This is a genomic window from Peribacillus sp. NPDC056705, assembly GCF_043656335.1.
The window spans coordinates 1-335 of the sequence record NZ_JBHTYI010000247.1; the positions used below are offsets into that span (position 1 = coordinate 1).

Genomic DNA, 335 nt, shown 5'->3' on the forward strand with positions numbered 1-335 from the left:
TATCGGGATTATCATCGAAACGGTCCTGAAGCTCCTTCCGGCTTGACAGAAGGTGGGAGATCATGAGTAGGAGAACGTTTCCCAAAGGTTTGACCGTGTTGTGCGTCATGCTGCTGGCCCTGCTTAATTGTTGCTTGTTCAGTGTAGAGGTTGCGGCTGCAGATAATCCCGCTGATTGGTGGGTGGAGCAGCAGACCGAGCAGTTGCCCACCGATCAGGTGGAGAAGTATTGGGATCAATTGATGAAGGACTATGGCGGGTTCTTCCCGGACGGAAGAACACCGTCGCTGATGGATATGCTCTTACCTGGGGGCGATGGATTCAGCTTACAGCAA

Annotated in this window: 1 pseudogene; it reads left to right on the forward strand. The window is 52.5% G+C overall.

Features of this window, described 5'->3' with window-relative positions:
- Positions 1-62: 62 nt before the first annotated feature.
- A pseudogene (locus ACFRAK_RS29375) lies at positions 63-335 on the forward strand (stage III sporulation protein AE); the annotation flags it as partial.